The sequence below is a fragment of the Methylomonas sp. DH-1 genome, from assembly GCF_046097555.1.
GTDB classification, from domain to species: domain Bacteria; phylum Pseudomonadota; class Gammaproteobacteria; order Methylococcales; family Methylomonadaceae; genus Methylomonas; species Methylomonas koyamae.
The window spans coordinates 4,348,075-4,372,349 of record NZ_CP143089.1 but is presented as its reverse complement, the minus strand read 5'-3'; the positions used below and the strand labels follow the sequence as shown (position 1 = coordinate 4,372,349).

The window sequence follows — 24,275 nt, the reverse complement described above, 5'->3', positions numbered from 1 at the left end:
GGTAAAATCTTCCGGTCAAGCACCATCGAGGAGGTTGTTATGCCAGTCACCCGAGTCATAGTTGCCGATAGCAGCAGAGCGCGTTTTTTCAATTTAACCAGCCGCATCGAGCCGATGCTCGAATTGGACGGTTTGACCCATGCCGAAGGCCGGATGCGCGGCCAGGACGAGGTTAGCGACCGCCAAGGCGGCATCGCCGGCGGGCATGGCGAAGGCGACCATACCTTCGAAGCGCCCACCGATCTGAAACATCACGAAGCCGAGGTATTCGCCAGACAGATTGCCGACCGGCTGGAACAAGGGCGGGTTAACCACGAGTTCGACAAGTTGGTTTTGATGGCGCCGCCGGCGTTTTTAGGGGCGCTCCGCCAAGCACTGAATAACCACTTGCAAGATCTGGTGGAACATTCGTGGGACAAAAACCTGGTTGCCGCCGACGAAGCGGCCATCCGCGACCACATTTTGTAAGGCCTTGCCCGCCATTCGCACGAAACCCGGTCTCGCTCCGGCGCGGCCGGGTTCGTCGCTGGCGCCCGCCTGCCGCATCCGGAACCGCGCCGATTTTGCCGAATAGCGCCTGATCGAGCCGCGCCTTCCCGTTAAATACCTAACTATCCACCGAAAATCTGGCCCGGCTACGTTTTACGGGTAAAATGAAGCTTCGTATAACGCAAGCTCTACCGACACAAAACATGGACAAGACCTATTCCCCGCACGCTATCGAACAACGCTGGTATCAAATTTGGGAACAAAGCGGCTACTTCGCCGCCAACCGCGAAGGCGCATCGTATTGCATCATGATTCCGCCGCCCAACGTCACTGGCAGCTTGCATATGGGGCATGCGTTTCAGGACACCATCATGGATGCGTTGACCCGCTACCACCGGATGAAGGGTTGCAATGCGTTGTGGCAGCCGGGCACCGACCATGCCGGCATCGCCACACAAATGGTGGTGGAGCGCATCATCAACGCCGACGGCAAGACCCGCCACGACTACGGCCGCGACGCCTTCATCGAAAAAGTCTGGGAATGGAAGGAACAGTCCGGCGGCACCATCACCCGCCAGTTGCGGCGCATGGGTTCGTCGTTGGATTGGGAGAAAGAACGCTTCACGATGGACGACGGTATGTCCGCCGCCGTCCAGGAAGTGTTCATCAAACTCTACGAGGAAGGCCTGATCTACCGCGGCAAGCGTTTGGTGAACTGGGACCCGGTATTGCACACCGCCGTCTCCGACTTGGAAGTGTTGTCCGAGGAAGAAGCCGGCTCGATGTGGCATATGCGTTATCCGCTGTCCAACGGCACCGGTCATTTGGTCGTTGCGACGACACGGCCGGAAACCATGCTCGGCGACGCGGCGGTGGCGGTGCATCCGGACGACGAACGCTATAAACACCTGATCGGCGAACTGGTGGAGTTGCCGCTGACCGGCCGCTTGATTCCGATCATCGCCGACGACTACGTCGATCCCGAATTCGGTACCGGCTGCGTCAAAATCACGCCGGCCCACGACTTTAACGACTACGAAGTCTGGGGTCGCCATAAACAAATGAACGTGATCGCCGACCAGCCCCACGGCGGCTTGATCAACATCTTCACCGTCGATGCGGCGATACGCGCCAACGACGACGGTTTTGAAATCATTCCACAAGCCTATATTGGCCTGGACCGCTTCGAGGCCCGCAAACGCATCGTCTCCGACCTGGAAGCTCAGGGCCTGCTGGAAAAAATCGCCGACCATAAATTGATGGTGCCGCGCGGCGACCGCACCGGCGCAGTGATCGAGCCGTTTTTGACCAACCAGTGGTACGTCAAAATCGCGCCGTTGGCGAAGCCGGCCATCGAAGCCGTGGAAACCGGCGCGATCAAGTTCGTGCCGGACAACTGGAAGAACACCTATTTCGAGTGGATGCGCAACATCCAGGATTGGTGCATCTCCCGGCAAATCTGGTGGGGCCACCGCATCCCGGCCTGGTACGACGACAAGGGCAACACCTACGTCGCCCATTCCGAGCAGGAAGTGCGCGAGCAACACGGATTGGCTGCCGACTATCCGCTGCATCAAGACGAAGACGTGCTGGATACTTGGTTCTCGTCGGCGCTGTGGCCGTTCTCGACGCTGGGCTGGCCTGACAAAACCCCGGAACTGGCCGCGCATTACCCGACCAGCGTGTTGGTCACCGGCTTCGACATCATCTTCTTCTGGGTCGCCCGGATGATCATGATGGGCCTGAAATTCCAGGGCGAGGTGCCGTTCAAAGAAGTTTACATCCACGGCCTGGTGCGCGACGCCGAGGGCCAAAAAATGTCCAAATCCAAGGGCAACGTGCTCGACCCGATCGACATCATCGACGGCATAGCACTGGAAACACTGGTCGAAAAACGCGTGTCCGGTATGATGCAGCCGCACTTGGCCAAGAAAATCGAACAGGCTACCCGCAAGCAATTCCCGGACGGCATTCCGTCCTACGGCACCGACGCACTGCGTTTTACCTTTGCCTCGCTAGCGTCGACCGGCCGCGACATTCGCTTCGATTTGCAGCGCACCGAAGGCTACCGCAACTTCTGCAACAAATTGTGGAACGCGGCGCGCTACGTGCTGATGAACACCGAGGGCCAAGACAACGGCGTCGATTGCGCCGAATGTAGCTATAGCCCGGCCGACCTGTGGATTTTGTCCAGACTGAACCGCACCATCGCCGATACCAGCAGCGCGATCGACAGCTACCGCTTCGATTTGGCCGCGCAGGCGATCTACGAATTCACCTGGAACGAATACTGCGACTGGTATCTGGAGCTGGCGAAAATTTCGCTGCAAAGCGACGACGCCTTGTTGCAACGCGGCACCCGCCAAACCTTGTTGCGGGTGCTGGAAACCGTACTGAGACTGGCGCATCCGATCATGCCGTTCATCACCGAGGAAATCTGGCAACGTGTCGGACCGTTGGCCGGCGTGACGGCGGCGACCATCATGTTGCAGCCTTACCCGGCAAGCGACGCAAGCGCCATCGACGCCGCCGCCGAAACGCAAGTGAAGTGGGCGATGGATTTCATCCTCGGCATCCGCCGGATTCGCGGCGAAATGAACATCGCGCCGGGCAAGCCATTGAACGTGTTGCTGCAAAACGGCTCTGCCAATGACCAAGCCAATCTCAAACAGCTGGAAAGCTATTTGCTGAAACTGGGCCGGCTGGAAAGCATTACCTGGCTGAATGCCGGCGATGACGCGCCGGAATCGGCGATTGCGCTGGTCGGCGACATGAAAATCCTAATCCCGATGGCCGGCTTGATCGACAAGGACGCCGAACTGGCGCGGCTGGACAAGGAAATTCAACGCATCGAAAAAGAGCTGCCGCGCATCGAAGGCAAGCTCGGCAATGCCGCCTTCGTCGACAAAGCTCCGGCCGACGTTATCGCCAAAGAACGGGAAAAACTGGCCGGGCTGCAGTCGTCGCTGGCCAATCTGCAGGAACAGTACGCCAAAATCAAAGCCTTGTAAGCCTATGGGCGGATCGCAAAAAGCTCCCGAAACCCTGGAAGATTGGACGGAGCTGTTGCGCGCCCAAGAAATGCCGATTTTCTCCAACACCGCGCACAATATTTACGCCGCGTTGGACGACCGCAAAAAAGGGGCGATGGAATTGGCGACGGTGATTTTGCAGGATCCGAATCTGACCGCCAAGGTGCTGAAAGTCGGCAGCAGCCCTTATTACAATCCGTCGAAACAAAAGATGAGCACCGTTTCGCGGGCCATCGTCGTGTTGGGCGCCGAAATCATCCGCGAATTGACGCTGGCTTGCTCGTTTTTCGAAGCGATTTTGTCGTCCAACGACAAGAACCGGGCCAACCGGGAAATTGCCAAAGCCTTGCACGCCGCAGTCCAGGCCAAGAATATCGCGCTGACCGTCGGCGACGTTTCGCCGGAAGAAGTGTTCGTCGCCGCCTTGCTGCATAATCTCGGCCACGTCGCGTTCTGGTGTTCCGCCGATCCGCACTCGAAAAAGGCGCATGCCGCAATCGAAAAATCCGGTTTGGACAGCGCGGAGGCCGAGAAAAAAATCCTCGGCTTTTCGTTGCGCGATTTGGGTAAAAAGCTCAGCAAGTCATGGAGCCTGGGCGGCTTGATCGAAGAGGCTATCGCCAAACCGGATTCCGCGGACAAGCGGGTGCAATTGGTCAAATTGGGCCACGACATTTGCCAGGCGTTACAAGCCGGCCCGGATTCGGCGTTGATGACCGCCTGCTTAGCCAAGTTCAATGAACTTTCCAAGTTACCGTTGCCGGAAATTCGCGCCAGGATCGAGAAAAATACCGAGGAGGCGGCGCTGATCGCTCGCCAATTCGGCGCCGACGACGCATCGCGCTTCATCAAAAAAGACGCTGTCGGCGAAGATATGCCGGCCGACGAACCGTTCGACAAGAAACAATTGCAGTTCCAAATCCTGCAGGATATCAGCAGCCAGATTAACCTGAACCAATTGTTCGAAATGGTGTTGGAGGGCATCCACCGCGGCGTGGAAATGGACCGGACTTTGTTCATGCTGTTGAGTCCCGACAAACAGGCGCTGAACGAAAAGTTTTCGTTGGGTTGGCGCAAGCCGGTTCCGGAACAGAAGTTGCGGATTTTGAATTCGGAAAATTCCGCCAATCTGTTTTTCAATGCGCTGCGCCAAACCGAAGGCGTCTGGCAATTTCCGGAGCAGCATCCCGCCCTTTATACGCCGCAAATCGTGCAACAGATCGGCCGGCACGAGTGCTTCATCTTTCCGATTCGGGCCGAGAATAAGGTCGTCGGCTTGATCTATTGCGACCACTCCATTCATGGGCTACCTTTAACCCGCGACGATTTTATCGCAGCCAACCATTTCGCCAAGCAAGCCCACATCGGCTTGACCCTTTATTGCATGAAGAGCCATTAATCCATGACCGATCGCGAGCTGTCGAATCTCCAAGTGTTTCTGGTAGAGCCGTCCCACACCCAGCAGCTCATCATCATCCAATATCTGCAAAGCTTCGGTATCAGCGATATCGGCTGCGTCGCCACCGGCGGCGAATTGTTCGAGCGGTTGCAGCACAGCCGGCCGGATTTGGTGGTCAGCGCCATGTATCTGCCGGACATGACCGGCGTGGAACTGGTGCACGCTTTGCGCAAGGACGGCGCATCGTACGAGATGGCGTTTTTGTTGATTTCCAGCGAAACCAACATCAAATACCTGGAGCCGATCCGCCAAGCCGGGGCGATTGCGATTCTGCCGAAGCCGTTCACCCGCGAGGCGATGCACACCGCTTTGCAATCCACGCTGGAATACGTGCATCCGGAAAAACTCGGGTTGGAACATATCGATATCGAGGACTTGCGGGTACTGCTGGTCGACGACAGCGAGTTCTCGTTGAAGTACTTGATCAAAGTGTTCAACAACATCGGCATCGACCAGTTGGCCGTCGCCCACGACGGTAGGCAAGGCTTGCAGCTTTTCAGTCAGCATTACTTCGATTTGGTCGTAACCGATTACAACATGCCGGAAATGGACGGTCTGCAATTGGTCGAACATATCCGCAACCACCCGGAACGCGGTTCCACGCCGATTCTGATGGTGACCAGCGAACAAAACCAGAGCCGCTTGGCCGCAATCGAAAAATCGGACGTGTCGGCCATTCTCGATAAGCCCTTCGAACCCACCTCTATCAAACGCCTGTTGTTAAATCTGCTGAATTAGTGCCGGTTCAAACTGCGCGCCGCGCCGGCACGGCACACCGATATTTCAAGGAATCCGCCGCAAAAGCGACGTGGACGATGCGCCAAAAAACCGAAATTCGGCTAGATTTTATAATGTTATTTCCCGAATGGTGACCCAATGAAACCCGGTATTACTCCCAACAATAACGAAAAAAAACTGGATGACGAGGATTTCATCGTTTCCAAAACCGATACCTCCGGCCGCATTACTTACGCCAACCGGATTTTCATGGAGATAGCCGGTTACCCGGAGCACGAACTGCTTGGCGTGCAGCACAACATCATTCGCCATCCGGACATGCCGCGCGGCGTGTTTCGTTTTATGTGGGATACGTTGAAGGCCGGGGACGAATTTTTCGGTTTTGCCAAAAACCTGTGTGCCGACGGCGGTTATTACTGGGTGTTTGCCAACATCACTCCCGATTACGACAGTAAGGGTAAGCTGCAGGGCTATTACTCGGTACGGCGCAATCCGCCCCGTTCGGCGCTGGAAGTGCTGATCCCGATTTACCGGGAAATGCTGGCCATCGAGAAGCGCAGTTCCACCAAAGAGGCGCCGGATAAATCCCTGGAGTATCTGTTGGACCAAGTCAGGCAGGCCGGCGCCAAGAACTACAACAGCCTGGTGTTGAGCCTTTATAAACCCAACGGAGTTTAAGCGATGAATTCCAATGCCAATATCCCGTTTTTAAGAACCAAGCTGAATTACGCGGTGGCGACGATACTGGTCTCGGTAGCGGCGGCCTTTGCCTATTCCGTTATCGCCTTCGGCTTTTCCTGGATCATGCTGCTGCTGTTATTGCCGTTGCCGCTGGTAGCGCTGGTGTCGTGGCAGACCGGCAAACAAAGCTTGACGGTGTTGGAGCGGATCGAGGACGTGCTGAAGTACACGATTAAGGGCGAACTCTACCACCGGGTAACCGGCACCCCCGGCATGGGCGAAATCGGCAAGGTGGCCTGGGAATTGAACGAGACGCTGGACATCATGGAATGTTATTTCAAAGAAATCAGCACCTGCTTTCGCCATGCTTCGGAGGGCAACCACGAGCGTTACGCCCTGGTCGACGGTTTGCCGGGCTTGTTGAAACAGTCCGCGAAAAACATGAACGCGGCGATCAAACTGATGGACGACAACGACAAGCTAATGATCAAAAACCGCTTGTCGGCCGGTCTGCACGCGTTGAATACGTCCAACTTGCTGAGCAATTTGAAAGGCAATCAGAACGATCTGATCAACATCACCGAGCAGATGCAGAAAGTGGAGAATATCGCCACCGAAACCGGGCGCAATGCCGACGACAGTCTGGCCACTGTGGAGACGATCAGCAACTCGTTGACCGGCATCAATTCCAATGTACATTCGGTATCCGACGTGATCGGCGCGTTGATCAACGACAGCAAAAAGATCACCGAGTCGCTATCGATGATTACCGGTATCGCCGACCAAACCAATCTGTTGGCGCTGAACGCTTCGATCGAGGCGGCGCGGGCCGGCGAACACGGCCGCGGTTTCGCCGTGGTCGCCGACGAGGTGAAAAACCTGTCCGAGCACACCAAGGACGCGGCGATGGAGGTATCGAAGACGTTGAAGGCCTTCAACAAGCGCGTCGAACAAATGCACGAGGAAGCCGAGAATTCGGCGGCGATTTCCCAGGAAATCATGGCCCAAGTCAGTTCGTTCCGGCAGCAGTTTTCCAACCTGTCGCAGTCGGCCAAAGCCTCGCTGGACTTTATCGCCTATGCCAAGGACAAGTCCTTCGGCTTGTTGACCAAGCTGGACCATATCGTCTACAAACAAAACGGCTACATCTCGATCGAGACCCCCACCGATTGCCCGCAACGCCAGGCCATCATGGTCGATAACCACAATTGCCGCTTGGGCAAATGGTATTACGAAGGCTTGGGTTACCAAAAATTCCGCAATACCGACGCCTACGCCAAACTGAACCGTCCGCACGCCGACGTCCACACCGCGACCCAGCACGCTTACGAAATCTCGCGCGGCAAATGGGTGGAAGACCAAGCCATGCTCAACGAAATCATCCACCAGATGCAGTTGGCCGAGAATGCCAGCGCCGACGTTATGCAAATGATCGACGCCATGGTCGAGGAAAAACATAACAAGCTCTGACGCTCCCGGCGGCCGGACCGGTCAGGTTTTGGCGGATTTGCGCCAGATGCCGCCGGCCGCAAAACAGGCCCAGCCCCAGCGCAGCCAATTCAACAAGGCGGCGGCCAGCCACAACGCCCAGGCCAGCATCAAGCCCCGGTACGCCGCCAGCGGCAGGCTGGCGACCGTTGCGCTGGGCAATTGCGGGCCGTTGCGGTCCTGGTACCAATTCAACTGGTAGGCCGTCGATTGGTTGCCGGCGATTTGCATCTCCGGACTGCCGAGCAGGCCTTGCTCCACCGCCAGCGCCAAAATCAGCAACGCCAATAGCGTAGACGCCGCCAAGCCGATTTGCAGCAAATTGAAACGGCGTACCCCGGCGGCCGGCTGCTTAGCTCGCCAGTGCAGCGCAAACAGCCAGCCGGCCACGAAAATACCGGCGGCGACGTGCAATTGGCTCAAGCCGGACAGCAGTAAAAACCATTCCCAGTGCTTCAGCGGCGTGGTTCCGGTTTTGCCCAGGCCGAAGGCGATTAGCGCCAGCACCAACAATAAACCCCAGATCAACGCTGCCGGGCCGAAGTCGGGGCCGGCGGTCCACAACAGCCAGCGATTTTGCGGCATGATTAATCTAATCCGGCTGTTGACGCTGGCGCTGCCGAGATTGGCGCTGGGCGTTGCTGTGACGAAGCCGAGCGGCTGCGGCACGTGCCATTTTAAAACCGCTTGCTGGTTGCCGGGCCGCAGCGGCAGGCTGACGCCGCTGCCTTGCTGGCGTATCGGTTGGCTGATGCCGTCTATCGCCACTTCCTGCAATTGGGCGCCATCCGGCAGCGTGACCGTATGCCGGCCGCCTTTCGAGCTGCGGATGTCCAGTTTCAGTTCGGCGGTCTGGTTGCGCGCGCCGGGTTGGACCAGCAATTCGCTGGCGTCTATCGTCAGCGTGGCGCCGGCAACTGCGGCCGGCCGTTCCAGCTTTAACGACAAGCGTTCGCCGGGCCACGGCCGCCATTCCGGTAGCCACGGGCCCTGCGGGTTTTCTCGGTAAATCGGGTCCAGGCCCTGGCTATGCAGACGCCAGATCGGACTGACCTCGGCCCGCCATACTTCGTACCATTGGCCGCCGGCATCGGCCAGCAGATCGATTTGTCCGGATTTTGCCAGCACCGATTCCCATTGCGCGCTGCCCTCGCTGGCGGCGATATTGACCAATACTTTGCCGTCCTTGACCCGCACTTGCGGCGTGGTTACCGCTTCGCCTTGTAACAGCGGCAACTCGAACATGATCGGATTGCCGGACTCGGCCAACGATTCGACTTGGGTGGTGATGCGCCAATCCAGGCCCAGATGCAGGGTGCGGCTGACTCGGACGAAAGCCGGCAATGCCGTTTGCGGCAGGGCTTTGCCGGCCGGAGTTTCGGTTTGCAGCCGGCTGAATTCCAGTTGCGGGCCGACTTTGCCGTCTTCGTAGCCGCCGTCGATACGCCAGCCGTCGGCGGCGAAGCTGGCGCGTTGCGGGATTAGCGGCAGCGGCAGCGTGAATTTGACCGGTTCCCGGTAGCGGCCTTGCAGCGCTAAGCTGTGCACGCCGCGCGGCAGCGCCAGCCAGACTTCGCCGGCCTCGCTGCGGAATAGGGCCTGCCCCGGCGCACCGTCGATTTCCACCGTCTCCGGCAGCCATTGCTCGCCCTGCGCCGGCACCGGCAGCGCCACGGCCTGTTGGGCATGGACTTGCAATTCCAGGCGCAGCAGCTCCGGTTTTGCGATTACCTGCATGTCGACGATCTGCGCGCAGTCCGGCAGGCAAGTCGGCGCTTGCAGCAGGCGGGCCTTCAGTTCGGCCAGCAGTTGCGGATCGGGCAGATCGGCATAGGCCGGCCGCCCCGGCGTAACCAGCAACGGGGCCAGCAGCAGGCAGGCGGCATGCGGCGCAACCCGGCGCCAGCCGGCTGCGGATATTCCGGTGAGCCGCAATACCAAGGCGATTGTGATCGCCGCCTGCAGGAAATGCAGCAACATCATCGCCCAGGGCGGCAGGTACCAGAGCCGGACTTGTTGCTGGCTGTCCACGCCGCCGTTCCAGGCCAGATGTACGCTACGCCATTGCCAGCGCGGCAGGCCGGGGCCGGTTTGCAGATTGGCGTCGGGATCGGCCCGTTCCAGATTAGCGGCACTGCCGGCGCCGGATTCGGATTTTGCTGCATAACTGCGTTTGAATGCTCTTGTCTCGGGCAGCACGGCAGCGGCACTGAGTTCGGCATCCGCGGCATCGCTCATTAACGCTTCCGGTGCGGCGGGAGCGCTGCTATAGGCGGTGCTAGGCTCGATTTGCTCCGGCAGCTCCAGTTGCGGATAAATGCCGATGCGGATTTGTTCGATCACGAACGGAATCGCCAGTGCCACGAGTGCCAGCCAGCACAGGTTGCGGCCAGCGGCCAGCCAGTGCCGGGCTCTGCCTTCCGGCAATACCCGCAGCAAGGCCAGCGTTGCCAGGGTCAGCAACCAAATCAGGCGCGGCGCATCGTGTTCGTGCCAGATCAGGCTCAAGCCAAGCAGGGCGATGCCGCCCCATTGCGGCGACCACAGCCGTCCGGCCGCCAGGCCGCCGATCAGCACCAGAAACAAATCCAGCAGGGTCCAGCGGTTCAACCAGGTGTCCGCTGCGTTGTCTACCCCGGCCACCGCCAGCAGGCGCCAGCCGGGCGGCGTTTTCAGTTCGGCCCGCACCTGTTGGAAACGCTGCTGCCAACCGCTGGCGGACAATGCGGAAATACCGGTCTCGATCCGGCTGTCGGCGTTCAGTTGCAGATTGCCGCTGCGGATTTCGACGCCCTGGCTGCGGTCGGCCGCTTGGGTGATGAGTTGGCTTTGGCCGTTCAGTTGCACTTGGCCGAGTTGCAATTCCGGCGCCGCATTCAGCCGCCAGTCGCGGCGCATGCTACCGCTGATCCGGTCGTTGACCGTATAGCCGGTACCGGCGAAGTCCAGCCACAAGGTGCGGGTCAGCGCCAGTTGGTTCGGTTCCGGTTCCGGATCGCCGCGGCGGATCACGTTGAAAACCATGCTGTCGCCTTGTTGCAAACGGTAAGCCGGCAACTGCCGCCATTCGTCGGGCAGATTGGTTTGGCTGCCGTCGATCGCCGCCGGCTTGCCGATTTCCACCAGACGCAGGTTGGGCACGGCTTGAAATGTCCACAGTTCTTCCTGCGGCCAGTCGGCGTCTTTTATTGCCAGGTCCAGTTGCGTCAAATACTGCGGATGGCGGCCATGGACCTCGATCAGCCAATGGCCGGGGCGGACCTGGACCAATAAGCGGCCGGCGCCGTCCAATCGGGCCGGCAGCGGGCTATCCAGATTCACCGGGATAAAGCCCGGCAACAGGGCGTGGGCCAACTCGGCTTCGCGCGCCGTACCGGAGACCTCAAGCTCCAGACGGGTGACGACCTGTAGCGGCGATTCGTCGATGATTTGGCGAAACACTTGCAATTCGAGCCGGTTCTCGCGGTCGCCGGCGTTGGCCGCAGTCCGGTCGGCCAGCCAGACCGCGTTTTGTTCGATGCGCGGATAAGCCACCGGCCGGCCGTCGATCGTCAGCCGAACCAAGCCAGACGCCTGCGGCAGCGCCAGTTGCTCCGGCAACCGCTCCCAGGAAAATTGGCCGCCGATCCGGTAATGCCCCGCCGCTAGTTCCAGCGCCGGTTTGCCGTTTTTCAACGCAACCGGATAGGCTTGTTTGTCCACCGTCACGGCTTGCGGCCAGTGGCGTTCGTCGCCTGGCAGCTCGATCCAACCTTTGCGGTACAGCGTCCATTCGCTCTCGAAATTGCCGCGGTTGTCTTGCAAATTCAGCACTAATGCACCGGGCCAAGCGCACTGCTTGTTCTGAAAGTCGTTGAAATAAAATGGGCAGCCGTGTTGCGGCTGGTCGTGCAGCACCCAGCCCAGCCAGGGTTTTAGCGCTTCCGGCGCGTCCTCGAGTTCCCAGGCCGAGGCTGGTTGCCAGCCGTGCCAAGCCAAAAGCATAACCATCATTATCCAACGCGCCATGGTGTCCTCCCCGGAATCGGTCCGGCTTTAGTAAATCGGTAACTCCTAATATCGAAATCGATTTGTAAACAATCCCGATCTTAGGCTGTGTTTATTCGCTGTTTGCAATAGAATAGGCCTCATATCCCCGTCTCAAACGCTAGTTATCACCGGAGAACTTTGACATGACTGATCAAAAAGTGACGTTAAAACGCGATGGCCAGGAACAGGCCGTCGAACTGCCGGTTACTGCTGGCACCATGGGGCCGTCGGTCATCGACATCCGCTCCTTGTATGCGCAAACCGGCTGCTTTACTTACGACCCCGGCTTTACTTCCACCGCCAGTTGTACCTCGAAAATCACCTTCATCGACGGCGATGCCGGCGTGCTGCTCTACCGCGGCTATCCTATCGAACAACTGGCCGAAAAATGCGATTTTCTGGAAGTCTGTTATCTGCTGCTGAACGGCGATCTGCCCAACGGCGCGGAAATGAAGGGTTTCGTCACGACCATCAGCCAGCACGTCATGGTCCACGAGCAGTTGGCCAAATTTTATAGCGGATTCCGCCGCGACGCCCACCCGATGGCGGTATTGGTGGGTGTGGTCGGGGCGCTGTCGGCGTTCTACCACGACGTGATGGACATCACCTGCAAGGAAGACCGCTATATCTCGGCGATTCGGCTGATTGCCAAAATGCCGACCATGGTGGCGATGTGTTACAAGTACAGCATCGGCATGCCGTTCATTTACCCCAAACGCAAACTGGGCTACGCCGAAAACTTCATGCGCATGATGCACGGTGACCCTGGCGAGGATTATCTAGCCAACCCGGTACTGATGCGGGCGCTGGACCGGATTTTGATTCTGCACGCCGACCACGAACAGAACGCTTCGACCTCGACGGTACGTCTGGCCGGTTCCAGCGGCGCCAATCCTTATGCTTGTGTCGCGGCCGGCATCGCCTGCCTGTGGGGTGCGGCGCACGGCGGCGCCAACGAAGCGGTGCTGAACATGCTGGAAGAAATCGGCGACGTATCGCGCATCGGCGAGTATGTGGCCAAAGCCAAGGATAAAAACGATCCGTTCCGCCTGATGGGCTTCGGCCACCGGGTCTACAAAAACTACGATCCGCGCGCCAAGTTGATGCGGCAAACCTGCCACGAAGTGCTGGACGAGTTGAACCTGAACGACGACCGTTTGTTCAAGTTGGCGATGGAATTGGAGCGGATCGCGCTGGAAGACTCGTATTTCGTCGAGAAGAAACTGTATCCGAACGTGGATTTTTACTCCGGCATCGTGTTGCGGGCGCTGGGGATTCCGACCGAAATGTTCACGGCGATTTTCGCGCTGGCCCGTTCGGTGGCTGGATCGCGCAATGGGACGAAATGATTTCCGACCCGGAACTGAAGATCGGCCGGCCGCGCCAGCTTTACCGCGGCGTGACCACGCGCGACGTCAAACCGATCTCCGCCCGATAAGCCCTTTACCCAGCTCGGCGATTCGCCCGCGGCGGATCGCCGTTCGGCTAAAAAATGCCGCCGCCGCGGCGGCAGTTTTAGTATCCTAGCCGGCCAACTTGTTTCGGTCGCTCATCATGACGCAATACCCTCTTTACGCCACCGCGCCCAAGGCGCTGGAAGGCATCCTCGCCAACGAAATCCGCGGCCTCGGCGGCCAAAACGTCAAGGAAAAACTGGCCGGCGTGGCCTTCGACGGCGATCTGGCGCTGGCCTACCGGGTGTGTTTGTGGTCCCGGGTCGCCAACCGGGTATTTCTGCCGTTGAGCAGTTTCGAGGTCAAATCCCAGCAGGACCTGTACGACGGCGTCAAGCGCATCAACTGGTTCGAACATATCAAACCGGACGCCAGTCTGGCCGTGTCGTTCAGCAGCAAAAACAGTCCGGCCATCAACAACACCCATTTCGGCGCGCAAAAGGTCAAGGACGCCATCGTCGATCAGATGCGGGCCAAATTCAACAAGCGCCCCAACGTCGACACCGAACGTCCCAGCATCCGCGTCAACGTTTATCTGCATAACGATCTGGCGCAGCTGAGCCTGGATTTGTCCGGCGAGAGTTTGCACAAACGCGGCTTCCGCGACGTCAGCATCGCCGCGCCGATCAAGGAAAACCTGGCGGCGGCGATTTTGTTGCGCGCCGGTTGGCCCAAGATCGCCGAGCAAGGCGGCAGTTTGCTCGATCCGATGTGCGGTTCGGGGACGATGCTGTTGGAAGGCGCGTTGATCGCCGCCGACATCGCGCCAGGCTTGCAGCGCGATTATTTCGGCTTTCTGGGCTGGAAAAAACACGATGCCGGTTTGTGGCAGAGCTTGCTCGACGAGGCCCGCCAACGCCGCGAAGTTGGTTTGGCGAAGCTGCCGACCATCGTCGGTTTCGACCAGGACCGGCGCACCGTCGCCACCGCCGTGCAGCACGTCGAAAACGCCGGCTTGTCCGGCAAGATTCATGTCGAAAAACGCGACATCGCCGACGCGTCGGCGGCGGAAAGCTGGCCGAAAGGCCTGATCGCCTGCAACCCACCCTACGGCGAACGTTTGGGCGACGAGCAAGAAACCGCCGCGCTGTACCGGCACTTCGGCGAGGTGTTGAAACAGCGTTTCGCCGGCTGGCAAGCGGCGATGATCATCAGCGACCCCGAGCTGGGTTTTAGATTGGGCATCCGTTCGCAGAAGCCGATCACCTTGTTCAACGGCGCGTTGGAGTGCAAATTACTGCGTTTTAACATCGAGGAAAAGGCTTTCTTCGAGCCCAAGGCCAAGTCGCAACAGGAGCGCGCCGAATCGATTTGGCGCCGTGCCCAAGCCGAACAAGTCGATCCTCAGGCCGAGATGTTCGGCAACCGCTTGCGCAAGAATCTGAAGAAACTGGCCAAATGGGCCAAGCAAAACCAGGTGCATTGCTACCGGCTGTACGACGCCGACCTGCCGGAATACGCGGTCGCGGTCGATGTTTACCAAGGCGAAGCTTACCGCTCCCAGCTCACGCCCCTCGCCTACATCCCTGTAGGCGAGAAAACCTGGGTCAACGTCCAGGAATACGAATCGCCGAAAACCATCGATCCGGCCAAGGCCAATCAACGCCTGGCCGGAGCAATGGCCGAGATTCCGAAAGTGCTGGAAATTCCGGCCGACCAAGTGTTTCTAAAGATCCGCCGCAAGCAAAAAGCCAGCGACCAATACGAAAAGCAAGGCGACTCCGGCCGCTTTCACGTGGTCGAGGAAGGCGGCTGCAAGTTTTGGGTCAATTTCGAGGATTATCTGGATACCGGCCTGTTCCTGGATCATCGGCCGATGCGCTTGCGCATTCAACAAGAAGCCAGGGGCAAGCGCTTTCTGAATCTGTTCGCCTACACCGGCAGCGCGACGGTGCATGCGGCGGTCGGCGGCGCTGCGGCGTCGGTTACCGTCGATATGTCCAATACCTATCTGGACTGGGCCAAGCGCAATTTCGAACTCAACGGCATCCGCGGCGACCACAAACTGGTGCGTGCCGATTGTCCGAAATGGCTGGCCGAGCAGGCGGCGTTAAAAAACAAGCCGCAATTCGACCTGATCTTTCTCGATCCGCCGACTTTTTCCAATTCCAAGAAAATGGACGAGGCTTTCGACATTCAAAGCGATCACGTGGTCTTGTTGAAAAACGCTGCCGCGTTGCTGGCGCCGGGCGGCGTGTTGTATTTCTCGACCAACTTCCGCCGCTTCAAATTGGACCGCGAAGCCTTGTCCGGCTTGAATTTCGAAGACATTAGCGCGGCGACCATCCCCGAGGACTTCGCCCGCGACCAGAAAATTCATTATTGCTGGAGAATCACCCGATGAAGGAATGCCTGCACATCATCGTCAAGGGCCGGGTGCAGGGCGTGTATTTTCGCGCCTACACCCAAAAACAGGCCGTCAAACTGAATCTGTCCGGCTTCGTCCGCAATTTGCCTGACGGCACGGTCGAAATCGTCGCCGGCGGCCACCCGGAAGATTTGCAAAAACTGGTAGCCTGGTGCCACAAGGGGCCGGTGCTGGCCAAAGTCAGCGACGTAGCGGTTACCGCGCACCATACCGATGAGCATTTTGCCGGTTTCGAAATTCGTTGAGGCTGCGCGCGGTCGCTAACGCACCCGGCCGCGGCCGACGGCGGCTCATCTGGCGCAGTTGCGGCCGGCGCCTTTGGCCGAATATAACTGCCGGTCGGCCGCATCGAGCAGTTCCGTCGAGGCTTGGCCGGGCTGTGGGACCAAGGCCGCTGCGCCCAGGCTGACCGTGATCGAGTCCGACACGGTGGAATTGCGGTGCGGGATGTGTTGGGCTTCGATATTGGCGCGCAGTTGCTCGGCGATGCTTAGAGCGCCGGCGGTGTCGGTTTCCGGCAGCAGGATGACGAATTCCTCGCCGCCGTATCGGGCAGCCAAATCGCCCGGCCGGCTGGCCGCGGCGGCCATGTGGCCGGCGACTCGTTTCAGGCATTCGTCGCCGGCGCCGTGGCCGTGGCGGTCGTTGTAAGCCTTGAAATAATCGATGTCGGCCAAAATCGCAGCCAGCGGGGTTTGGTTGCGTTGCGCCCGCTTCCATTCGCTATCCAGCGTTTGGTCGAAACGGCGCCGGTTGGGAATGCCGGTTAAGGCGTCGATCCAGGCCATCGCTTCCAGCATGTCGGTGGCCTGTTTCAAGCGGATGTGGTTGCGGATGCGGGCCTTGACTACCGGCAGATAAAACGGTTTGGTGATGTAATCCAGCGCTCCCAGGTTCAGGCCGCGTTCCTCGTCGCTGGCATCGTTCAGCGCGGTGACGAAGATCACCGGAATCGAGCTGGTTTGCGGATCGGCTTTCAGGTGGCGGCAGACTTCGTAGCCGTCCATTTCCGGCATCATCACGTCCAACAGGATCAAATCCGGCGCGCCTTGCGCGGCAATGGCCTCCAGCGCCGCCGCACCGCTGGCGGCGACTTTGATCCGGTAATCCCGGATCAGATTTTCCGCCAAGACTTGAATGTTGGTGGGCGTATCGTCGACGATCAATATCAGCGGTTTCGGCGGATCGGTCTTCATGGCGGCGGTTCAAGGCAAGTGGCGTTTGATGGTAGTTTCCAGTTCCTGCAGTGTCACGCGCGCTTGGCGATAATTGATATCGCCGACATATTTTTCGATCAATTGCACCAGCCGCCGCGCATCGGCTCCCGCTACCGCCTGACGTAATTGTTCGGTTATTTCGCGCGGCACGTAGTCGCTGCCGTCCAACAGCGCCGCCAATTGCTCGGCCAAACTCGCGGCAGCCGGCCAATCGGCCGCTTCGGTTTCGCCGGTGCTTGGCAACGGCCGGCTGTAGGCGGCGATGGCGAGCAGGGTTTGTGCCAGCTTTCCGCTCAAGGCTTCCAAATCGGCCGACGACCAAGTGCCTTGCAGCAACTCCGCCTCCAGGCGGCCGGCGATGCCGCTCAGTTCCGCCGCGCCGATCGCGCCGGCGGCGCCTTTCAGGTAGTGCAGCCATTGCGCGCCGGGTTGCAGTTCGCCTGCCAACAGATGGCGGCGCAGCTTGGCGTCGGCATCGGTAAACTTTTCGGCAAAGCGGTCGAGCAATAACTGCAGTTTACCGGCATCGGCAATCGCGGCGGCGATGTAGTCCCAATCGAATCCGGGCAGCGCGTTAGGCCCGGCGCCGATAGCGAAGGCTGGCGGCAAAGCGGCCGGCGGCTGCGATTCACGGGGCCGGATGCAGCGCACCAAGGCGGCAAGCAAGGTTTGCGGCAGAACCGGCTTGCCGACGTGGTCGTTCATGCCGGCGGCGTAACATTGGTTGCGATCGGGTTCCTGCACCGCTGCGGTCATGGCGATGATCGGCAGCTCGTCGCGGCTTTTCTCGGCCCGAATCAGCCGCGTCGCCTCGATGCCGCTCATTTCCGGCATTTGCAGGTCCATCAATACGGCGTCGAAACGTCCGCGGCGCATGGCCTCCAGACCCTCGCGGCCGTTGTTGGCCACGCTCACGTTCAAGCCGGCGTTGGTCAGATATTCGCAGGTCACCATCTGGTTGATTTCGTTGTCCTCCACCAGCAGGATGCGGGCGCCGCGGATCGGCGCGGCCATTTCCGCCAGTTGCGGCCGGCTGGGTTCGGTCGCGGCGCTGGGCATGCCGCCCTGCAGCCGGGTGACCGAATCCAGCAGCATCGACGGCAGCACCGGTTTGACCAGCACGTCGTCGGGCGGGGTGTCGCCGGCGGCGTGAAGCAAACTTTCCCGGCTGAAGGCGGTGACCATGATCACGACCGGCGCGTGGCGGATTTCCGCCTGCCGCACCATATCTTTGATGGCGCGAGTGACTTGAATGCCGTCCAGCCCCGGCATTTTCCAGTCCAGCAACACCAGTTCGAAGTCCTGGCCGGCTTGGTTGGCTCGGCTGAGCAGGGCCAACGCGTCGGCGCCGTTGGCGGCCTCGGCCACTTCGAAGCCCCAGTTTTGCAGAATGTCGCGCAGCATTTGCCGGGAGATGTCCAGGTCGTCGACCACCAGTACCCGCATGCCGGCCAATTGCTCCGGCCGTTGCCGGCTTTGCTTTTCAACCGCAAACGGCAGCCGCAAGCCGAATTCGAACAGGCTGCCCTGGCCGATTGCGCTTTCCACATGCAGGTTGCCGCCCATCATTTCCACCAGGCGCTTGCTGATGGTCAAACCCAGGCCGGTGCCGCCGAAGCGGCGGGTGATGGAGCCGTCGGCCTGGGTGAAGGCCTGAAACAGGTTGGCGACTTGTTCGGCGGTCATGCCGATGCCGGTGTCGCGCACCGAAAACAGCAGTTCGGCCAGGCCGTCCTGTTTGGCGCGCAGCGCGACTTTGATGTGGATTTCGCCGCGTTGGGTGAACTTGACGGCATTGCCGACCAGGTTGTTCAGAATCTGGCTCAAGCGCAAAGCATCGCCTTCCAACAGCAGCGGCACGGCCGGATCCAGTTCCAGCACGACCTCCAGTTGCTTTTCCTCGGCGCGGACGATGAATAGATTCAGTACGTTTTCCAGTACTTCCTCCAGATTGAACGTTTCCGCGATCAAGGCCATGCGGCCGGCTTCGATTTTCGAGTAGTCCAGAATGTCGTTGGTAATCGCCAGCAACGCCAGCGAGGAGGTGTGGATCTTGCGCAAATAATCGCGCAGCTTGGCCGGCGGGTTGCTGTTCAAGGCCAAGTCCGACAGGCCGATGATCGCATTCATCGGCGTGCGGATTTCATGGCTCATGTTGGCCAGGAACAGGCCTTTGGAGCGGGAGGCCGCCTCCGCCAGCTCCTTGGCTTGCAGTAGCTCGGCGGTGCGCTGCGCCACTTCGTGCTCCAGCCGGTCGCGGTGTCCGGTCAGGGTTTGGTCGCGGCGCTGAATCTCTTCCAGCATGCTGTTGAAGGCGTTGACCAGCTCGCCGATTTCGTCGCGATGGCGTTGCGGTACGCGCAACGCGTAATTCTGCTCGTGAGCGATCAGGCGCGCGGTGGCCGCCAATTGCTCGACCGGGCCGGAGACGATGCGTTGCAGGCGCAATGCCAGCAGCGATACCAAGGTCAAGGCCAAGGCGGCGGCGGCTAGGCCTTTGCCGAGATCGGCGAGTTGGCTGTTCCAGTGATCGGTGAAATCGGCTTGCATCAGCACGTAACCGACGTATTCGGTGTTGCGGATTACCGGCGCGTACAGCTCGGCGCTGCGCCGCCAGAAATCGGTGCGCAGTTCCCGTACCGGTGAACGCGAATCGCGCGGCGGTGCTGCCGGTCGGCCGTTGCGGTTCCAGTTGGCCAGTACCGAGCCGTCGGCCGCGACCATCCAGGCCGCGGCGATTTCCTGGTGTTCTTGCAGCGAGTTCAGCAGGCGGCGGGCTTCGTTTTGGTCGGAGAAGACCAGCGCGGCCTGGCCGTTTTCGGCCAGCACGTCGGCCAGACCGACGATATCCTGCAAGGCGTTGCGGTAGCGGCCGACCGCCGAGCTGACCGCCATCGCCGACAAGCTGACCAACAGGCAGGCCGCGCAGCTCAGCATGATGATAGAGAGCAGTTTGCGGCGTAAAGACCAATTCGGAAAGTCGGGTAAAACGCGCATCGGTCTATCTCCCGTAGACATGGGTGGCGATGTTCAACAACTGGCCGGGAAGCCGCAGGCCGGCATTGCGGATCGATTCCAGATTGACTTCGAACACGACTTTGTTGTCGCGGAACAGCAAGGCGATGCCGCCGCCTTTTTCGGCGAAATCGGCGATATCCGATAGTGTCAGTACCGGCGCATTGCCCAGGTTTTTCAGTATCGGCACCATCCGCTGTTGTTCGGAAACGCCGACGTAGAGCAAGTGGCACTCAGCCAGCGACGTGTCGGCAGGGCTGTGCGGCGTGACTTTCAGGCTGCGCTCGCCGGCCTTGCGCCCATCCAAGGCTTGTAGGGCGCCGTCCAATACGTTGTTGCCGATCACGCACAGGTTGATGTCGGTCGATGCCGGCGCGGCGGTATCCGGCCATTCCACGAATTTGGCGAAGTTATACAGATAGGCGGCCTTGATCTGGGCTTCGGACAGGCTGTCGGCCGCCTGGGTTTGCCGGCCGGTCGCCGCGAATAAGGCGATTAGATAAAGTGCGGCGAAAAACTTGTGGCGAATGCCGGTCCGTTCCGCTAACGGTCGGATGGATTTGTCCGGTTGGCGGCGCAGGCAGATGGCGGGTTGGCGCGGGTAGGGACAGCGGCGATGCGGCGCCGCGGCTGGTTCGGAGCGAAGCCGGGGCGGCGCGTTCCGCCGCCGGCACAGCTTGAGCACGGCGCGTGGAAGCGACGTGTTCGCAGTCGCCTCCAGCCAACGGAGCGGGTGAATCGGCGCCAACCGCGGCACTGCCGAAACCAGCGCCGCCGCGTCGGTCAGGCCGGCTCGCAGACGGCAAAGCGCCCGGCCGCGCAAATTGCGGGCGGCCGAGGTCGACGGTGCGTCAGGAGCGGTTGGCGTCATGTATCGTATTGTGCAACGGGGGATCGGTGTGCCGGCGGCGGGCGCCGAGCTGGGCTCGGTCAACGGCCATCCAGGCTCGAATGGTTGTTATTCCGCTGGCTAAGGTAACAGCTTGTCGCCGCGGTCGCCATATTCTCGGGTGCGGTCTGCCGGAGCGTTGAACTAGCCGCCGCGGTGTGCGGCGGCTGTTTTTACCCCAGGCCTTTGTTCGGGCAGCGGCAAAAGCCGTTCAATTCCACATAGGCTTGGCCGGCGCTGGCGCCGGTGACGCCGCAGGCGCCTTCCCAATAGACCGGTCCAATCCAAAGGTTGTGCCGGGCGCGAAGTTCCTGGTCCTTGACCAGCGGTTCCACCGTAAAAGTCTCGCCGCGCACGCTGACTTCCCAGCCGGACGGGTAGGTGCAACCGGTGTGTGGACTGGTCCATTCGCCCAGCACTTTGACCTCGAATTCGTGCGCGGCCAAGGTCACGGTTTGGCCTTGAGCGTCGGTAATCGAGCCGGATTTTTCGACGTTGCTGTCGCTGCCCTTGAAGTCGAACAGCATGATTTGCCGGTTGTCCGCCAGTTCGATCGCGAACCATTGCCAGCCTTGTTGGATGGCTTGGTAAAGCTCGCCGTATTGGCGGTCGAACCAGCTGTTGCCGCTGACCTTAAAGGTCTGGCCGCCGACGCTGATGGTGCCGGTGGTCGCCATTTTCGGCCGCGAATAGTAATAGGTGTAACCGCCAAAACGGTACGGGTGGGCATCGCCGCCGTAATGCAAGGCCGGCTCCTGCGTCGATTTCAGTTCCAGATCCAGCACATAGCCGTCGACTTCGGCGTGCAGGCGGTCGTTACCGCCGCCGCCGACCGCGGTGACTTTATTGTCTTTGCCCGAGGTCAGGTTGAAGCCGTTCGGCGTGCGCTGCGGTAAGTGGAATTCGACGAATTCTTCGAAACTGAATTTTTGACCGTCGACGTCGGTCACGGCGGCCTGTACCAGTTGGTCGCGGAATATCACCAGGCTGTCGAAGGAGAAGAACACCACCTCGAAACCGAAACGGCGGCCGTCTTCGCTGACTAAATGTCCGGTCCAATACCACCATTGCACCTGTTCGGTCGGTAAAAAGGCGTCGTCGGCCGGCAATTCGACCGGTCCGATCAAGCCGCGGCGGGGCAGAAACAGCCATGCGGCGATGCTCAACGCCAACAGCAGCCAGGGTAACCAGCTCGGCCACAGCCAGCCGACCAACAGCACGAAGCCGACGACGATCCAGGGTAGGTACTTTTTCAAGAACGCTTGCATGGTGGGTACTCGCATAGGGGAAAAATCAAAAACGCCAACTGAGTTTGCCGTAGATCGAGCGCGGGATTTCCGCCGCCGCTCCGGGCAGGGAAATGGCCGCCGAGTCTTGGAATTCCGGATGCCGCGGCGAGAACAGATTTTGGGCAACGAACGCCAGCTCCAGCCCGGAAACCGGTTCGTAGGCCAGACGGGCGTCGAACGTAGTGTAAGCCGGCACTTGCTGGCCGACTGCGGCCAGTTTGCCGACGTGGCGCAAAGTCAGATCGAGTTTGACTCGTTCCGGCAAGTCCATCTGCCAGCGCAGCGAGCCGCGGTGGCGCGGACTGAGGCCGGCGATATCGGGATTGTCGCTGTCGTAAGGCCGTTCGATTTTCAGGTGGCTGTAATTGCCGGTGAAGCGCATCCAATCCAGGGCTTGCCATTCGCCGGCAATCTCGATGCCGCGGGTCGTGACTTCGCGGCTGTTGTTGTACCAGATCAGGGGTTGGGTCAGCGTGGCGAAATTGAGCGAACCTTGGCGGAACATGATCAGGTCGGTGTAATGGTTGCTGAACGCGGTAATATCGGTGGAGAACTTGTCGGTCCACTGCGTTCTGTAGCCGATTTCGGCGGCAAACACCTTTTCAGCTCGCAAATCGGGATTGGGTTGTGCCATGACCTGAATCATCGTGAAAGGCGGCGGGGCTGTGCCCAATCCGATGCTGGCCTGGGCTTCGCCGCGCGACGGCGTGCGTGCCGCCCGCGACACCGAGGCCCAGACCGAATGTTTCGGGTCCGGCGTCCACATCAAGCGGGCATTGGGCTGAACCTGGGTGTTGCCGAAGTGGCTTTCTTCCAGTTTTGTGCCCAAGGTCAAACGCAACGTGTCGTCGATCAGCGTGATGTCGTCCTGCACGAAGGCGCTGCCGTTATGGTAGCCCAGGCTGGTGGGGTTGAACGAGATCGCCGCGCTGCCGCTGGTCGCGCTGTGGATGAAACGGTAGCTGGCACCCCACATCAGGTCATGGTCGGCATTGGGATGCAGCCGGTGCTGGAAATCGATGTCGAACATGTCCTGGCTGTCGGACAAGGTCGCCGCGCTGAAATTGACCCGGTCGTAATAAGCTTGCAGCGTAAACTCGGAGCCGTCGCTGAGATTGCCTTCCCAGCGTGCCAGTAGGTTGGCGCCTTCGGCATGGTCGTCGGTATCGAACGGCCTGTTGAACGGCGGTGCTACGGTTTGCGCCGGCACCGTGTTGCCGACGTTTTTTCGGTAGACGTCGCCTTGCACAGTGTAGCGGTTGTCGTTGGAGATGCGGTTGTCGATCCGGAAACCGCCCTGGACCGAGCGCCAGTCGTCGTGCAGGCGTTCGCCGCTGTTATTGACAAAGGTGTTGCGCTCGAAGGTTCTGGCATAGACCCGGTAACTGCCGTCGTCGCCGACCCGGCCGCCGTGGCGGTAGCCGGCGAAGCCGGTTTCCTGGTTGCCGCCGCCGGCCACGAACAGGTTGCCCTGGGTGTCCTTGGCTTTTTTGGTGATGATGTTGATCACGCCGTTCACCGCGTTGGCACCCCACATCACGGCGCCGGGGCCGCGGATCACTTCGATGCGCTCGATGTCTTCCATCATCGTGTCCTGCAAGTCCCAGAACACGCCGGAGAACAGCGGCGTATACACCGAGCGGCCGTCCATCAACACCAGCAGTTTGTTGGCGTAGCGGCCGTTGAAGCCGCGTGCGGTGACCGACCACAGGCTGGCGTTGATTTGCGCAACTTCCAGGCCCGGCGCCAAGCGCAGCGCATCGGGAATCGAGGTCACGCCGGAGCGGCGAATGTCGTCCTGGCTGATGACGAAAGCCGCCGCCGCCGTGTCGGATACGGTTTGGGTTTTTCTGGACGCCGACGACACTTCCATTTGCATCAGTTCGTTGATCGACAAGTCCTCCAGTGCCGGTAGCGGCTCGGCGGCCGCCGCGCAATTGACGCCGAGGGCCAGTCCGAAAAAAATGCGGCGCGAACCGGGCGTCGCCGGCACGAATTGGCGGAATGGAAACGGCGGGTAAGGTTTCATGTGTGCGGGCGGCTTAATCTGGCTGGCGGCGAATCGGCATCGGTATCTTGGTCTAAGATGGCGGCGTTACGGTCAAAGCCCGGCCGCGTCTCGCTACG

14 protein-coding genes and 1 pseudogene are annotated in these 24,275 nt (G+C 60.0%); 9 read left to right on the top strand and 6 right to left on the bottom strand.

Going from position 1 to position 24,275, the window contains the following annotated elements; translation table 11 throughout:
• Positions 1 to 39: 39 nt before the first annotated feature.
• The 6 genes from VXJ35_RS19990 to VXJ35_RS19965 all read left to right on the top strand — a co-directional run bounded on the left by VXJ35_RS19990 (position 40) and on the right by VXJ35_RS19965 (position 7,869).
• Entirely contained in the window at positions 40 to 468 is a 429-nt protein-coding gene (locus VXJ35_RS19990; RefSeq protein WP_064023619.1) for a host attachment protein, read from the top strand.
• 224 nt (positions 469 to 692) lie between these two features.
• The gene (locus VXJ35_RS19985) at positions 693 to 3,500 is read left to right on the top strand and encodes a valine--tRNA ligase (RefSeq protein ID WP_064022908.1); all 2,808 of its coding nucleotides are present in this window, start codon (positions 693 to 695) and stop codon (positions 3,498 to 3,500) included.
• 4 nt (positions 3,501 to 3,504) lie between these two features.
• Complete coding sequence (locus VXJ35_RS19980) at positions 3,505 to 4,920, top strand: HDOD domain-containing protein (RefSeq protein ID WP_064022907.1); 1,416 nt, start codon at positions 3,505 to 3,507, stop codon at positions 4,918 to 4,920.
• A gap of 3 nt (positions 4,921 to 4,923) precedes the next feature.
• Complete coding sequence (locus VXJ35_RS19975) at positions 4,924 to 5,718, top strand: response regulator (protein WP_064022906.1); 795 nt, start codon at positions 4,924 to 4,926, stop codon at positions 5,716 to 5,718.
• Positions 5,719 to 5,856: 138 nt separating this feature from the next.
• Complete coding sequence (locus VXJ35_RS19970) at positions 5,857 to 6,396, top strand: PAS domain-containing protein (RefSeq protein WP_054762204.1); 540 nt, start codon at positions 5,857 to 5,859, stop codon at positions 6,394 to 6,396.
• 3 nt (positions 6,397 to 6,399) lie between these two features.
• Positions 6,400 to 7,869, top strand: a complete 1,470-nt coding sequence (locus tag VXJ35_RS19965) for a methyl-accepting chemotaxis protein (RefSeq protein ID WP_064022905.1) — start codon at positions 6,400 to 6,402, stop codon at positions 7,867 to 7,869.
• Positions 7,870 to 7,890: 21 nt separating this feature from the next.
• On the opposite strand, the gene VXJ35_RS19960 is transcribed toward VXJ35_RS19965, so the two are convergent.
• A complete protein-coding gene (locus VXJ35_RS19960) occupies positions 7,891 to 11,880 on the bottom strand; it encodes a hypothetical protein (RefSeq protein WP_231914789.1) in 3,990 nt (1,329 codons plus the stop codon).
• A 179-nt stretch (positions 11,881 to 12,059) separates the two neighbouring features.
• On the opposite strand from VXJ35_RS19960, the pseudogene gltA reads away from it, so the two are divergent.
• From gltA to yccX, 3 genes and pseudogenes are all read left to right on the top strand, one after another.
• Positions 12,060 to 13,354 (top strand): annotated as a pseudogene (gltA, locus tag VXJ35_RS19955) (citrate synthase).
• A 116-nt stretch (positions 13,355 to 13,470) separates the two neighbouring features.
• Positions 13,471 to 15,714 (top strand): bifunctional 23S rRNA (guanine(2069)-N(7))-methyltransferase RlmK/23S rRNA (guanine(2445)-N(2))-methyltransferase RlmL, encoded by a 2,244-nt coding sequence (gene rlmKL, locus VXJ35_RS19950; RefSeq protein WP_064022902.1) that lies wholly within the window; start codon positions 13,471 to 13,473, stop codon positions 15,712 to 15,714.
• Positions 15,711 to 15,983 carry an acylphosphatase gene (gene yccX / locus VXJ35_RS19945; protein ID WP_054763230.1) on the top strand — a complete coding sequence of 91 codons (273 nt, stop codon included), beginning with the start codon at positions 15,711 to 15,713 and terminating at the stop codon, positions 15,981 to 15,983. Before rlmKL ends, yccX begins: the two co-directional genes overlap by 4 nt.
• Positions 15,984 to 16,028: 45 nt before the next feature.
• On the opposite strand, the gene VXJ35_RS19940 is transcribed toward yccX, so the two are convergent.
• From VXJ35_RS19940 to VXJ35_RS19920, 5 genes are all read right to left on the bottom strand, one after another.
• Positions 16,029 to 16,934, bottom strand: a complete 906-nt coding sequence (locus VXJ35_RS19940) for a diguanylate cyclase (protein WP_054763231.1) — start codon at positions 16,932 to 16,934, stop codon at positions 16,029 to 16,031.
• A 9-nt stretch (positions 16,935 to 16,943) separates the two neighbouring features.
• Positions 16,944 to 19,952 (bottom strand): hybrid sensor histidine kinase/response regulator, encoded by a 3,009-nt coding sequence (locus tag VXJ35_RS19935; protein WP_064022901.1) that lies wholly within the window; start codon positions 19,950 to 19,952, stop codon positions 16,944 to 16,946.
• Between the two features lie 4 nt (positions 19,953 to 19,956).
• Positions 19,957 to 20,841 carry a YfiR family protein gene (locus VXJ35_RS19930; protein ID WP_082881015.1) on the bottom strand — a complete coding sequence of 295 codons (885 nt, stop codon included), beginning with the start codon at positions 20,839 to 20,841 and terminating at the stop codon, positions 19,957 to 19,959.
• 191 nt (positions 20,842 to 21,032) lie between these two features.
• On the bottom strand, positions 21,033 to 22,127 hold the full coding sequence (locus VXJ35_RS19925; RefSeq protein ID WP_064022900.1) for a lipocalin family protein: 1,095 nt from the start codon (positions 22,125 to 22,127) through the stop codon (positions 21,033 to 21,035).
• A gap of 25 nt (positions 22,128 to 22,152) precedes the next feature.
• Positions 22,153 to 24,177 (bottom strand): TonB-dependent siderophore receptor, encoded by a 2,025-nt coding sequence (locus tag VXJ35_RS19920; RefSeq protein ID WP_231914788.1) that lies wholly within the window; start codon positions 24,175 to 24,177, stop codon positions 22,153 to 22,155.
• Between the last annotated feature and the right edge of the window lie 98 nt (positions 24,178 to 24,275).